At 71.1% G+C, this 12,407-nt stretch carries 13 protein-coding genes and 3 tRNA genes; 11 read left to right on the forward strand and 5 right to left on the reverse strand.

Annotation, left to right across the window (positions count from 1 at the left end):
* The first annotated feature begins 527 nt into the window (after positions 1–527).
* The gene (locus tag AN215_RS21565) at positions 528–1,385 is read left to right on the forward strand and encodes a YihY/virulence factor BrkB family protein (RefSeq protein ID WP_070008979.1); all 858 of its coding nucleotides are present in this window, start codon (positions 528–530) and stop codon (positions 1,383–1,385) included.
* A gap of 106 nt (positions 1,386–1,491) precedes the next feature.
* Here AN215_RS21565 and AN215_RS21570 read toward each other — a convergent pair whose 3' ends face one another.
* Entirely contained in the window at positions 1,492–2,163 is a 672-nt protein-coding gene (locus AN215_RS21570) for an SDR family oxidoreductase (protein WP_070008892.1), read from the reverse strand.
* Between the two features lie 46 nt (positions 2,164–2,209).
* A complete protein-coding gene (locus AN215_RS21575) occupies positions 2,210–3,820 on the reverse strand; it encodes an amidohydrolase family protein (protein WP_245694631.1) in 1,611 nt (536 codons plus the stop codon).
* 232 nt (positions 3,821–4,052) lie between these two features.
* Between AN215_RS21575 and AN215_RS21580 the strand changes: the two genes are divergently transcribed.
* From AN215_RS21580 to AN215_RS21605, 6 genes are all read left to right on the forward strand, one after another.
* A tRNA-Thr gene (locus AN215_RS21580) sits at positions 4,053–4,125 on the forward strand.
* Between the two features lie 46 nt (positions 4,126–4,171).
* Positions 4,172–4,244 (forward strand) — tRNA-Met (locus tag AN215_RS21585).
* A gap of 89 nt (positions 4,245–4,333) precedes the next feature.
* Positions 4,334–4,498, forward strand: coding sequence for a 50S ribosomal protein L33 (rpmG, locus tag AN215_RS21590; protein ID WP_006347275.1), 165 nt, complete (start codon positions 4,334–4,336; stop codon positions 4,496–4,498).
* A gap of 172 nt (positions 4,499–4,670) precedes the next feature.
* Entirely contained in the window at positions 4,671–5,150 is a 480-nt protein-coding gene (locus AN215_RS21595) for a MaoC family dehydratase N-terminal domain-containing protein (protein ID WP_070008894.1), read from the forward strand.
* Complete coding sequence (locus AN215_RS21600; protein ID WP_070008896.1) at positions 5,150–5,584, forward strand: MaoC family dehydratase; 435 nt, start codon at positions 5,150–5,152, stop codon at positions 5,582–5,584. The genes AN215_RS21595 and AN215_RS21600 overlap by 1 nt, the downstream gene beginning before the upstream one ends.
* Positions 5,585–5,621: 37 nt before the next feature.
* Positions 5,622–6,716, forward strand: a complete 1,095-nt coding sequence (locus AN215_RS21605; protein ID WP_275521478.1) for a UDP-N-acetylmuramate dehydrogenase — start codon at positions 5,622–5,624, stop codon at positions 6,714–6,716.
* A 183-nt stretch (positions 6,717–6,899) separates the two neighbouring features.
* Here the strand turns inward: AN215_RS21605 and AN215_RS21610 are convergent, their stop codons facing one another.
* The gene (locus tag AN215_RS21610; protein WP_070008898.1) at positions 6,900–7,544 is read right to left on the reverse strand and encodes an NAD(P)-dependent oxidoreductase; all 645 of its coding nucleotides are present in this window, start codon (positions 7,542–7,544) and stop codon (positions 6,900–6,902) included.
* A gap of 93 nt (positions 7,545–7,637) precedes the next feature.
* Here AN215_RS21610 and AN215_RS21615 point away from each other — a divergent pair, with 93 nt between their 5' ends.
* Positions 7,638–8,300 (forward strand): TetR/AcrR family transcriptional regulator, encoded by a 663-nt coding sequence (locus tag AN215_RS21615; protein ID WP_070008899.1) that lies wholly within the window; start codon positions 7,638–7,640, stop codon positions 8,298–8,300.
* Here the strand turns inward: AN215_RS21615 and AN215_RS21620 are convergent.
* A complete protein-coding gene (locus AN215_RS21620; RefSeq protein WP_070008900.1) occupies positions 8,297–9,310 on the reverse strand; it encodes an adenosine deaminase in 1,014 nt (337 codons plus the stop codon). The genes AN215_RS21615 and AN215_RS21620 overlap by 4 nt on opposite strands.
* Positions 9,311–9,453: 143 nt before the next feature.
* Positions 9,454–10,692, reverse strand: coding sequence for a pyridoxal phosphate-dependent aminotransferase (locus AN215_RS21625; protein WP_070008901.1), 1,239 nt, complete (start codon positions 10,690–10,692; stop codon positions 9,454–9,456).
* 177 nt (positions 10,693–10,869) lie between these two features.
* Between AN215_RS21625 and AN215_RS21630 the strand changes: the two genes are divergently transcribed.
* The 3 genes from AN215_RS21630 (at position 10,870) to nusG (ending at position 12,266) form a co-directional block, all read left to right on the forward strand.
* Positions 10,870–10,942, forward strand: a tRNA-Trp gene (locus AN215_RS21630).
* A 110-nt stretch (positions 10,943–11,052) separates the two neighbouring features.
* The gene (gene secE, locus AN215_RS21635) at positions 11,053–11,334 is read left to right on the forward strand and encodes a preprotein translocase subunit SecE (protein WP_070008902.1); all 282 of its coding nucleotides are present in this window, start codon (positions 11,053–11,055) and stop codon (positions 11,332–11,334) included.
* 71 nt (positions 11,335–11,405) lie between these two features.
* Positions 11,406–12,266, forward strand: coding sequence for a transcription termination/antitermination protein NusG (gene nusG / locus AN215_RS21640; protein WP_070008903.1), 861 nt, complete (start codon positions 11,406–11,408; stop codon positions 12,264–12,266).
* The last annotated feature ends 141 nt before the right edge of the window (positions 12,267–12,407 follow it).

Genomic DNA, 12,407 nt, shown 5'->3' on the forward strand with positions numbered 1-12,407 from the left:
GTCTGCCTTCACCTGTTCAGGTGCTTATGCCCCAGTTTGGCAGATTATCGGCAGCTGGCTACCGGAGACGTTTCCGCAGCTCAGAGCGGCAACAGGGGCTCAAGCCCGGCCTCCCACGCCCCGCCACCCGCGGTCTCCGCCGCGTCCGGGTCCGCCGTCCCGCCATCACGGGAGGCCACGGGGCCTGACACCCTCGGAGTCGCTCTTGCCAGGGACACCTCGCACCCCCGATGTTTCCGGTGCGGTGAACCCGGCCAGACGCGTAGCAGTCGCAACCGAACGACGCGAGCCCGGGGAGTCGCCCCGGGGCGCGCAGCGCACGCCGGGGGAGTAGGAGCCGAGTGAACACACGTGTGACCGGAGAGGACGCGGGAGCGGACAGCCGCCGGAACGGCACCGCGACGCCTCCCGACGCCCGGAAGGCGCCCTCCGCCACGGCCCCGCCGTCCTCGCCGCCGTCCTCCCCTTCGCTCTCACCCTCGCCCTCGTCCCCGTCGGAGCCTGCGCCCTCGTCCGGACGCCGGTCGGTGCGCGCCTCCCTGCCCGGAGCCGCCGAGTGCCGCACCGCGCTCCGCCGTACGCCGGTCTCCGTCTGGAACGACGACGTCACCGACTGGGCGGCCGCTCTCACCTACTACGCGGTGCTCGCGATCTTCCCCGCGCTGCTCGTCACGGTCTCGGCCGTGGGCCTCGCCGGTACGGACGCGACCAGGGAACTCATCGTCCGCGTGACCACCGTCCTGCCCGCCCAGTCCGGCGAACTCATGGCCGGTGCGCTGAAGGACATGGCCGCGCAGAGCACCGCCGCCTGGCTGCTCGCCGTGTTCGGCACGGCCGGATCGCTCTGGTCCGCTTCCAGCTACCTCAGCGTCTTCCGCCGTGCGCTCCACGCCATGCACGGCGTCGAGGACCACCGTCCGGTATGGCGTACGGTCCCGCGGATCGTGTTCACCGCCCTGGCGCTGCTGGCTCTCCTCGTCTCCAGCGTCTTCGTGCTCGTACTCAGCGGTGAGGTCGCACGTGCGGCCGGCGGCCTGCTCGGCATGGGCGGCTTCGCCGCCGGCGCCTGGAACACGATGAAGTGGCCGCTGCTGCTGGGACTGGTCGCGGTGCTCGTGCTGGTCGTCTTCCGCACCGGACCCGCCGGGACGCGAGGCGTACGGAGAAGGGCGCCGGGCGGTGCGCTCGCCGTGGTGCTCTGGCTCGTGGCGTCGCTGGGCTTCGCCCTCTACACCTCGCACGTCGGCACGTACCACAAGCTGTACGGGTCGCTCGCCGGGATCGTCGTCTTCCTGATCTGGCTGTGGATGTCGAATCTCGCGCTGCTCGTCGGCGCGCAGTTCAACGCCGAACTCGCCAAGTTGCGCCGCGACGGGGACGGTTGAGCCGCCCCTGAGCCCGTGCCCCTGAGCCGTCAGGGCGTCCGTCCGACCGGCCCGTCTCACGCCGAAGGCGAACCGGAGGCACCACCGGAGGCTCCGCCCGCACGGCTCACCTCAGCGCGACCGCCCCCACCGCCTCCTCGACCGGGGTGTCACCGCCGATCAGTTCGAGCGTCAGACCTGCCGTGCCTGGCGCGTGCAGCAGTGCGCCGAGCACCGCCGCGACATCGTCCCGCGTCACCTCGTCGCGCCCCGTCCGCTCCGCGAGCCGGACCTTGCCCGTACCCGGTCCGTCCGTCAGGCGTCCCGGCCGCAGCACCGTCCAGTCGAGGCCGCTCCGTGCCCGTACGGCGTCGTCGGCGGCGCCCTTGGCGCGCTGGTAGGCGGCGAATACCGGGTCGGTACCGGGCGGTGGCTCGGTGAGTCCGGCGTCGGCACCCATCGACGAGACGATGATGTAGCGCCGCACGCCCGCCTGCTCCGCCGCGTCCGCGAAGAGCACCGCGGCGTCGCGGTCCACCGTCTCCTTTCGTGCCGCGCCGCTGCCGGGACCGGCTCCCGCGGCGAAGACGACGGCGTCGGCGCCTTCCAGATGAGCGGCGACCTCCCCGACGGAAGCCGACTCCAGGTCGCAGACGACCGGTTCGGCGCCGGCCGCTCGCAGATCCCCGGCCTGGCCGGCGTTGCGGATGATGCCCGCGGCCTCGTCCCCTCGCGCCGCGAGCAGGCGCTCCAGGCGCAGGGCGATCTGACCGTGTCCACCAGCGATGACTGTGCGCATGCCCCGACCGTACGTCACGTCCGCGGGGCCGCGCGCTGAGACGCCGTCAGCCTTGCGACTGCCGCGGCAGATCGAACTCCGACGTACCCGTGAAGTCGCAGAACTCGCGCACCGCACTGGTGCGCGCGACAACACGCCCCCGGTGCACGACGATCCGGCTGTACGCGAGTGAGAGCGCCCCCGCCAGATCCGTACCGCGAACGGCGAGCAGCTCCGCCGGGAAGCCCGCCTCCACCCGCACCTCCGGGAGGCCCATCGTCGTACGCGCCCGCGCGCAGACCGCGTCGTACGCCGCCTCCGGCCCGGCCTCGCCGTGTGAGGCGAGCAGATAGGCGGCCTCCAGCGGATCGCCCCTGCCGACGGAGTTGGCCGCGTCCCGCAGCGCGCCGCTTCCTGCCGCGACGGTGACCCCGGCCGCCTTGAGCAGCCGTACGGGTGCGACACGCGAAGGCGAGGTCTGCGATGGGCGTTCCAGCACGGCGCAGCCGCCCTGCGGCAGGCACACCACCGTGACTCCGGCGGCGGCGAGGCGCTCGGCCGTACGGACCGCCGGCTTGTAGGACATCCTCGCGAGCCCCGCGCACGGGCCGATGGCGACGCCCGGGCGCAGCCCGCCCGCTGCCGCCGCCAGCCGGGACAGCCGGGCCGGGTCCGCGCCGTCGGTGTGGAGGTCGACGGGGCAGCCGTGCTCAGCCGCCACCTCCAGTACGGCGTCCACGTAGCCCGCCGGATCGGGGTCGAGGTCGGGGCAGCCTCCGATGACGGACGCGCCCATCTTCACCGCGTCGCGCAGCATCGACAGGCCGTCCGCGCCCGCGACTCCGGTGAGCAGCCGCGGCACCGCCACGGTGCTCAGCTCCACGAGGCCGCGCAGTGCCCGGCGCGCCTGCAGCACCGCCTCCAGCGAGCGCAGTCCCGCGACGTCGCCGATGTGTACGTGGGTGCGCGTCGCGGTGGCGCCGAGTCCGAGCTGCAGCAGGGCGGCCTCCGTCGTGCGCCGCTGTACGTCCTCGGGGGCGCTGCGCGGAGGGCCGTCGGAGGTGGGGGAGACGGCTGTCAGCGCGGTGTCGTAGTGGGCGTGCGCCTCGGCCGGAGCCGGAAGCAGCAGATAACCGGCTAGGTCGACCCGCGTGCCTCCGCCCGGCTGCGGGCTCTGGGCGAGGCTCCCGGCCGTACCGACGGCCTCGATTCGGCCGCCTCCCAGCCGTACGTCCACGGTGCGGCCGTCGACGAGCCGTGCGCCGCACAGCATGAGGCTGCGGGGCGAGGTGCTGTCACCGGCGCTGTCGCGGGGAGCGGCCGGCTCGCGGGCGGCGACGCCGGAGGAGGCGCCGGAGGAGGAGTCGCGGTGGGGAGCGGCGTCGTCCGCGGAGGCGGTGTCCGAGGACCTGACCTCCGGGGCGTGGGCATCCGAGGACGTGGCATCCGGGGACGTGGAGCCGGCGCCCGGGTCCGCACCGGTCGCGCCGTCGTTCGGTTCTCCGTTCGCCGGGTCGCTCCCGGAGCCGCTGCCGGAGGTGTTCGCAGGGCTGTTGGCGTCACCTTCCGCCGGGCCGTACGGCGAGCCGTTCGCATCACTGCCCGGGCCGCCCTGCGAGCCGGGTTCGTCGCGGGGGTCGTTGCCGTCTCCCGGCCTCGCTGACTGGCTGTCGGCCATCGCACTCCCCACATCGGCGGATGATCATGATCACGCAGCGTGAGTAGAGAGTAGGGCGCCGGTAGGGCACCGGCGAGGAGGAGGCGAATAGTCGTACTGGCGTGGTGCGAGGGGACGTTGGGGCTTTCCGGGGCCTCGGATGAGACGCTGGAGGCAGGGCCGGGAAGGGTGCCTGACGGGCCCGATACGGATTTCACCTTTGGCTGTCAGGCGTGTAATGTCTTCACCGCTCGCCCCAATAGCTCAGTCGGCAGAGCGTCTCCATGGTAAGGAGAAGGTCAACGGTTCGATTCCGTTTTGGGGCTCTGATGTGTGAGATCTCCCGTCGGGAGATGGGAGTCCGCGCATCGAGGCGGTGTAGCTCAGTCGGTAGAGCAAGCGGCTCATAATCGCTGTGTCACCGGTTCAAGTCCGGTCACCGCTACTTCACCGAATGTAGCCGATTGTGGGTTCGGTCCTTCGATCGGCTACTCTTCCTGCGTTCTAGCCATCCGTCCGTCAAGGAGCACTCACGTGGCTGCCACAGACGTCCGCCCGAAGATCACGCTGGCCTGCGTGGAGTGCAAGGAGCGGAACTACATCACCAAGAAGAACCGGCGCAACAACCCGGATCGTCTGGAGATGAAGAAGCACTGCCCGCGCTGCAAGGCCCACACGGCCCACCGCGAGACACGCTGAACCAGGCCCTTCCACGAGGCCGTCCCCGCACCGGGGGCGGCCTCGTGTCGTTGCCCGCCCGGCTCCGTCCCCGGCCAGGCCCGGCCAGGAGGCAGGCGGGATGCGCCGGCCGGGCCGTTCACGGACCCTCCCCGGCCCGATTCACCGTCACCGACCAGGAGGTGCCGCACTCATGGCGCTCGACCAGTCCTTCGTCGGGCGGAGCTATCCGCCCACGGCCCCGTACGAAGTGGGCCGCGAGAAGATCCGCGAGTTCGCCGAGGCCATCGGCGACACCAACCCGGCGTACACGGACCGCGCGGCCGCCGAAGCCCTCGGGCACCCCGATGTGATCGCCCCGCCGACGTTCGTCTTCGCGATCACCTTCCGCGCGGCCCGGCAGGTCACCGAGGACCCGCAGCTGGGCCTCGACTACAGCCGTGTGGTGCACGGGGACCAGAAGTTCGCCTACACCCGTCCCGTACGGGCGGGGGACCGTCTGACCGTCACATCGACCATCGAGTCGGTCAGGTCCATGGCGGGCAACGACATCCTCGACGTGCGCGGCGAGGTGCACGACGAGTCGGGCGAGCACGTGGTGACCGCCCACACCAAGCTGGTCGCCCGTGGCGCCGAGGAAGAGCAGCCCGCGTCGCAGACAGGGGAAGCGTGATGGCAGCGAAGATCGCGTACGAGGATGTCGAGGCCGGCACCGAACTGCCCGCGTGCACCTTCCCCGTGGACCGGGAGCGGCTCGTGCGCTACGCCGGAGCCTCGGGGGACTTCAACCCCATTCACTGGAACGAGCGTTTCGCCAAGGAGGTCGGCCTGCCCGACGTCATCGCTCACGGCATGTTCACGATGGCCGAGGCGATCCGCGTCGTCACCGACTGGACCGGCGATCCGGGGGCGGTCGTCGAGTACGGGGTGCGCTTCACCAGGCCCGTCGTCGTGCCCGATGACGACAAGGGCGCGTCCGTCGAGGTGAGCGGAAAGGTCGCGGCCAAGCTCGACGGCGAGGCACGCACCGTACGGGTTGATCTGACGGTGATGAGCGCGGGCCAGAAGGTGCTGGGCATGTCCAGGGCCGTGGTGCGGCTCGCCTGACGGGTCCGTACGCCGGGGCGGGGACAGGGGTGCCGCCGTGGCCGCCCGCCCCGCGCGCTCTCGTACGCTGGAGCGCGTGCAGGAACTCCATGACGCCCCCCTCGCCCCGCTGACCACCTTCCGGCTCGGCGGTCCCGCCGCCCGCCTCCGCACGGCCACGACCGACGACGAGGTCGTCGCCGCCGTCCGCGAGGCCGACACCGCCGGCACCCCGCTGCTGATCGTCGGCGGCGGCAGCAACCTCGTCATCGCGGACGAGGGCTTCCCGGGCACCGCCCTGCGCATCGCCACCACCGGCTTCGAACTCTCCGGTACGCGCCTGGAGTTGGCGGCGGGGGAGAACTGGTCGGATGCCGTGGCCCGCACGGTCGAGGCCGGCCTCGCGGGCGTCGAGTGCCTGGCCGGAATCCCCGGCTCCGCCGGTGCGACGCCCATCCAGAACGTGGGTGCGTACGGCCAGGAGGTCTCCGCGACCATCACCGAGGTCGTCGCCTACGACCGGCGTGCGGACGAGACGGTCACGATCCCGGGCTCCGAGTGCGGCTTCTCATACCGCCACAGCCGCTTCAAGGCAGACCCCACCCGCCACGTCGTGCTCCGTGTCCGCTTCGAACTCGAGGACGCCGGCGGCCTGTCGGCGCCCCTGAAGTACGCGGAGACCGCCCGCGTCCTCGGAGTCGAGCCCGGCGACCGCGTGTCCGCGCAGACGGCGCGCGAGACGGTCCTCAAGCTCCGCGCGGGCAAGGGAATGGTGCTCGACCCGGAGGACCACGACACCTGGTCCGCGGGGTCCTTCTTCACCAACCCCGTCCTCGACGAGGAGGAGTTCGCCGCATTCACGGCCCGCGTGGCCGAACGCCTGGGAGGCGATGTCGCGGCGCCCGCCTTTCCCGCCGGGGACGGCGGCACCAAGACCTCGGCCGCCTGGCTCATCGACCGCGCCGGGTTCGCGAAGGGGTACGGGACGGGTCCGGCCCGCATCTCCACCAAGCACACCCTCGCGCTCACGAACCGTGGAGAGGCGTCGACGGCCGACCTCCTCGCGCTGGCCCGTGAGGTACGGGACGGGGTGCGCGAGGCCTTCGGCGTCACGCTGGTCAACGAGCCCGTGACGGTCGGCTGCGCGCTGTAGTACGTCACGGGCTGGTACGTCCCGGGATTCCGGCCGCGAGGTGGCTGCCCGCGCGCCCGGGACACCGCAACCCCTGCTGTGCACCCACGCGCCCCCGTGCGTCGTCCCCCACGGCAGGGCTCCGGGCGCTCCCGGTTCCCGGTTCCCTGCTTCCTGTCCCGCCGACCAGGACGCTCAGGACGCTCAGGAGGCGACCCCTACTCCCTGCCCCACCGTCGCCGGATCCTCCACCATCGCCAGGATGGCGGCAGCAAGATCGGCGCGGGAGACGGAGTGGCTGCGCGGCACATTGCCGCCGATCACCCGCTGGTACGTGCCGCTCGCGGGCTTGTCCGTCAGCTTGGGCGGCCGCACGACCGTCCACTCCAGACCGCTCGCCCGCACCGCGTCCTCCATCACGGCCAGGTCCGCGTACACCTGACGCAGCGCCCGGCGCAGCAGCGGCACCATCACCCTGCGGACCAGCAGACTCTCGCCCTCGTCCCAGGAGACCACCGGAGCCGCGCTCACCCCGATGTAGCGGCGCGCCCCGCCCTCCTCCATGGCACGCAGTATCGCCCGCGTCCCGCGTGAGGCGATGCCCGCGGCCTTGTTGCTGGGCGCACCCAGCGCCGAGAGCACCGCGTCGCGCCCGGCCACCGCGGGCACCAGCGCTTCCGGGTCGGTGACCTCCGCGGTGACGACCTCCAGCCGTACGGGTCCTTCGTTCCGTACGGGCAACCGCGCCGGATCGCGTACGACCGCGGTGACTTCGTGCCCGGCGTCCAGCGCCTGTTGTACGAGCTGCCGGCCTGTGCCGCCGGTCGCCCCGAAGACTGTGAAGCGCATCAGCGTCGCCCTTCCGTGTTCCCGGTGCAGAGTGGTGGGAGTAGGTGAGTGAACACTCACCTACTCCCACCACTCTGCCACTAAGGTGAGCGAATGCCCACTCACCCTTCGGGCGCCGCCCGCGCCACCCGGGAACGCATCCTCGACGCCGCCGAGGAGCGGATGCGCACCATCGGCCTCGCGCGCGCAACAACCAAGGAGATCGCCCGCGCCGCGAGTTGCTCGGAGGCCGCCCTCTACAAGCACTTCAAGAGCAAGGAGGAGATCTTCGTCCACGTCCTGAAGGAGCGGCTGCCTCCGCTCAGCCCGCTGCTCGACGAGCTCACCGCCGGTCCGCCCGCGGCCCACGGGTCCGACGCCCGGAGCGTCGAGCAGAACCTCACCGAGATCGCCCGGCGTGCGGCCCGCTTCTACGAACGCAGCTTCCCCATCTCCGCTTCCCTGTTCGCCGAGCCGAAGCTGCTGCAGCGTCACGACGAGGCGATGCGCAGTCTCGGCACCGGACCGCACAAGCCCGCCGAGTCGCTCGCCGCCTATCTGCACGGCGAGCGCGACGCCGGCCGCATCCGCCCCGACGCCGACCCGGAGGCCGCCGCCGCGCTGCTGATGGGGGCGTGCAGCCAGCGGGCGATTCTGCTGAGCATCGGGGGCGGGGCGGACACGGCGCAGCCGGTCGAGGAATTCGCCGTAGGCATCGTCCGTACGCTGCTCGCCGGAATCGCTCCCTCCGCGAGCCCGGATACGGAGGCTCGCTAAGCGAGCCACTCGTCGATGCCGGTGAGGGTCTTCTCCCGTACGTCCGCCGGCATCGAGGCCGCACGTACCGACTGCCTTGCCAGCTCGGCCAGTTCGTGGTCGGTGAACCCGTGCGCCTCCCTGGCGATGGCGTACTGGGCGGCGAGCCGCGAACCGAACAGCAGCGGGTCGTCGGCGCCGAGAGCCATCGGCACCCCCGCGTTCCAGAGCGTGCGCATCGGCACGTCCTCCGGCTTGTCGTACACACCCAGCGCGACGTTCGAGGCCGGACAGACCTCGCAGGTGACCTTGCGCTCCGCGAGCCGCGCGAGCAGCGCCGGATCGTCGGCAGCGCGCACGCCGTGCCCGACGCGGGCCGCGTGCAGGTCGTCGAGGCAGTCGCGCACGCTGTCCGGGCCGTTGAGCTCCCCGCCGTGCGGCACCGCGAGCAGCCCGCCGTGACGGGCGATCGCGAACGCCCGGTCGAAGTCGCGCGCGAATCCCCGCCGTTCGTCGTTGGACAGCCCGAATCCGACGATGCCGCGGTCCCGGAAACGCACGGCGAGGCGCGCGAGAGTACGGGCGTCCAGCGGGTGCTTCATCCGGTTCGCCGCCACGACGAGCCGCATTCCGAGGCCGGTCTCCCGGGCCGCGCTGTCCACCGCGTCCAGGATGATCTCCAGCGCCGGGATCAGACCCCCCAGCCGCGGGGCGTACGAGGTGGGGTCCACCTGGATCTCCAGCCAGTGCGAACCGTCCCGCACGTCCTCCTCCGCGGCCTCGCGTACCAGCCGCCGGATGTCCTCGGGTTCGCGCAGGCAGGAGCGCGCGATGTCGTAGAGCCGCTGGAAGCGGAACCAGCCCCGCTCGTCCGTCGCCCTCAGCTCGGGAGGCTCGCCGCCGCTCAACGCCGACGGCAGGTGCACGCCGTACTTGTCGGCGAGCTCCAGCAGTGTGGCGGGACGCATCGAACCCGTGAAGTGCAGATGCAGATGGGCCTTGGGCAGGGTGCGCAGATCTCGGACAGCCATCCACAGATCCTGCCGCAAACCGGTCCTCCGCCGGTAGCCGCCCGTCCCTGAACGAGCGCCGCACCGAACAGGAGGACGGCCCGCCGGCATCAGCGCGGCGGACCGTCCTCGACTGCGGACCCAGGGCGTGCGGCCCCCGGGCCTCAGCCGCGGGCCTCGCCCAGCAGCTTCTGCATGCGGGAGACGCCCTCGGCCAGGTCCTCGTCCCCGAGCGCGTACGAGAGCCGCAGGTAACCGGGGGTGCCGAACGCCTCGCCCGGTACGACCGCGACCTCAACCTCCTCCAGGATCAGCTCGGCCAGCTCGACGCTCGAGGCCGGGCGCCTGCCGCGGATCTCCTTGCCCAGCAGTCCCTTCACGGAGGGGTACACGTAGAAGGCGCCCTCGGGCTCGGGGCAGACCACCCCATCGATTTCGTTCAGCATCCGCACGATGGTGCGACGACGGCGGTCGAAGGCCGTACGCATCGCCGCGACCGCCTCCAGGTCGCCCGACACGGCGGCGACCGCGGCGACCTGCGCCACGTTGCTGACGTTCGAAGTGGCGTGCGACTGCAGGTTCGTGGCCGCCTTCACGACGTCCTTAGGACCGATGATCCAGCCGACGCGCCAGCCGGTCATCGCGTACGTCTTGGCCACTCCGTTGACGACGACGCACTTGTCGCGCAGTTCGGGCACGGCGGCCGGCAGCGAGGTGAACACGGCGTCGCCGTACACGAGATGCTCGTAGATCTCGTCCGTCAGCACCCACAGCCCGTGCTCGACGGCCCACTTGCCGACGGCCTCGACCTGAGCCGCCGGGTAGACCGCGCCGGTGGGGTTGGAGGGCGAGACGAAGACGACCATCTTCGTACGGTCCGTGCGCGCCGCCTCCAACTGCTCGACGCTCACGAGATAGTCGGTCGTCTCGTCGGCGGTGACGGGCACGGGCACACCGCCCGCGAGCCTGATCGACTCGGGGTAGGTGGTCCAGTACGGAGCGGGGACGATGACCTCGTCACCCGGGTCGAGGACCGCGGCGAAGGACTCGTAGATCGCCTGCTTGCCGCCGTTGGTGACCAGCACCTGCGCGGGGTCGATCTCGTAACCGGAATCGCGCAGCGTCTTTTCGGCGATCGCGGCCTTCAGCTCCGGGAGGCCGCCGGCCGGTGTGTACCGGTGGTTCCTCGTGTCGCGGCAGGCCTCCGCCGCCGCGTCAACGATGTAGTCGGGCGTCGGGAAGTCCGGTTCGCCCGCGCCGAAGCCGATCACCGGACGCCCGGCGGCCTTGAGGGCCTTCGCCTTGGCGTCGACGGCGAGCGTCGCGGACTCGGAGATCGACCCCACTCGGGCCGAGACACGTCGTTCGGTGGGTGACTGTGCAGGTGGCGTTGCAGCGCTCATGGAGGCATGTTCCCAGACGCCCGTGCGCCGCGGCACCGGGGATTCGGGACCGGGGCCGGGTTACGTGTTCGACGCTCGCGCGCGGACCACGTACACTCACACGTCGTCGGTTCCCGGCCCGTCGTCAGGCACGCACACCGAGCAGTCGTTCCGATGCGGTAAGTTGGGGAATCACAAAGGGTCGTAGCTCAATTGGAAGAGCACTGGTCTCCAAAACCAGCGGTTGGGGGTTCGAGTCCCTCCGGCCCTGCTCCACACACCGTCGATGCGGCGTGTGAGTGCTTGCGTACGTACTGAAATGCACCGCTGTGCGGCCGGGCCGAACGCCGCACGGCAACGACCCGGATCAGGTGAGGACGAGTGACGGAGATCACGGATACCACCCAGGTCCCAGAGCCCGGAGGGTCGTCGGAGGGCGGCAAGTCCCGCCGAGGGGGCAAGCGCGGCAAGAAGGGCCCCTTCGGGCGCCTCGGTCTTTTCTACCGGCAGATCGTCGCCGAGCTGCGCAAGGTCGTCTGGCCCACCAGGCATCAGCTGTCGACGTACACGAGCGTGGTGATCGTCTTCGTAGCCATCATGATCGGTTTCGTCACCGTGATTGACTACGGGTTCACCGAGGTCATCAAGTACGTTTTCGGCTGAGCCCGCGAAGGCACCGCCACGCGGCGCCTTCCGTACGTTCGAACCTATGAAGCCAGGAAGAAGCAGCCACCGTGTCTGATCCGAACCTGAACGATGCCGTCGAGCCCGGTGAGGGCGACGACACCGCACGCGACATCGTCGAGGCGGCGGACGACAGCGTGGAGCAGGAGCAGGTCGACGCAGAAGCGGGCGAGCCGGCCGAGGAGGCCGCCGTCCACGTCGAGTCGGACGAGATCGCGGAGACCGCCGAGGACGCCGCAGCTCAGGGCGGCGGCGAAGCCGGGCTCCTGGAGGAGCCGGAGACCGAGGACCCTGTCGCCGCGCTCCGCGACGAACTGCGCATCCTTCCCGGCGAGTGGTACGTGATCCACACCTACGCGGGCTACGAGAACCGCGTGAAGACGAACCTCGAGCAGCGCGCCGTCTCCCTCAACGTCGAGGACTTCATCTTCCAGGCCGAGGTGCCGCAGGAAGAGGTCGTCCAGATCAAGAACGGCGACCGCCGCACGGTCCGGCAGAACAAGCTCCCGGGTTACGTCCTCGTCCGCATGGATCTCACCAACGAATCCTGGGGCGTCGTCCGCAACACCCCGGGCGTCACGGGCTTCGTCGGCAACGCCTACGACCCGTACCCGCTGACCCTCGACGAGATCGTCAAGATGCTCGCTCCCGAGGCCGAGGAGAAGGCCGCCAAGGCGGCAGCCGCCGAGGAGGAGGGCAAGCCCGCCGGCGGACCCGGGCGAAAGGTCGAGGTCCAGGTGCTGGACTTCGAGGTCGGCGACTCGGTCACGGTCACCGACGGCCCGTTCGCCACGCTGCAGGCGACGATCAACGAGATCAACGCCGATTCCAAGAAGGTCAAGGGCCTTGTCGAGATCTTCGGCCGGGAGACCCCGGTCGAGCTGAGCTTCGACCAGATCCAGAAGAACTGACCGTCCCCACCCGGCTTTCGGCGGCTCGGCACACCCCTGCGAGGGGTGCCTGAGCTGCCGGTTTCAGCGCGCGCCACGGTACCGGCTATCGTGGTGCGGTATGCCTTCATCCGCTCGAAGGGTGGAGGCCGAATCACCTCT

Origin of the sequence: Streptomyces abyssalis, assembly GCF_001751365.1 — a bacterium.
Taxonomy (GTDB): Bacteria; Actinomycetota; Actinomycetes; order Streptomycetales; family Streptomycetaceae; genus Streptomyces; species Streptomyces abyssalis.

Coding starts and splice junctions, on each gene's coding strand:
- AN215_RS21570 (WP_070008892.1), bottom strand. CDS start 2,163: ATGCGCACAGTCATCGCTGGTGGACACGGTCAGATCGCCCTGCGCCTG.
- AN215_RS21575 (WP_245694631.1), bottom strand. CDS start 3,820: ATGGCCGACAGCCAGTCAGCGAGGCCGGGAGACGGCAACGACCCCCGC.
- AN215_RS21595 (WP_070008894.1), top strand. CDS start 4,671: ATGGCGCTCGACCAGTCCTTCGTCGGGCGGAGCTATCCGCCCACGGCC.
- AN215_RS21600 (WP_070008896.1), top strand. CDS start 5,150: ATGGCAGCGAAGATCGCGTACGAGGATGTCGAGGCCGGCACCGAACTG.
- AN215_RS21610 (WP_070008898.1), bottom strand. CDS start 7,544: ATGCGCTTCACAGTCTTCGGGGCGACCGGCGGCACAGGCCGGCAGCTC.
- AN215_RS21615 (WP_070008899.1), top strand. CDS start 7,638: ATGCCCACTCACCCTTCGGGCGCCGCCCGCGCCACCCGGGAACGCATC.
- AN215_RS21620 (WP_070008900.1), bottom strand. CDS start 9,310: ATGGCTGTCCGAGATCTGCGCACCCTGCCCAAGGCCCATCTGCATCTG.
- AN215_RS21625 (WP_070008901.1), bottom strand. CDS start 10,692: ATGAGCGCTGCAACGCCACCTGCACAGTCACCCACCGAACGACGTGTC.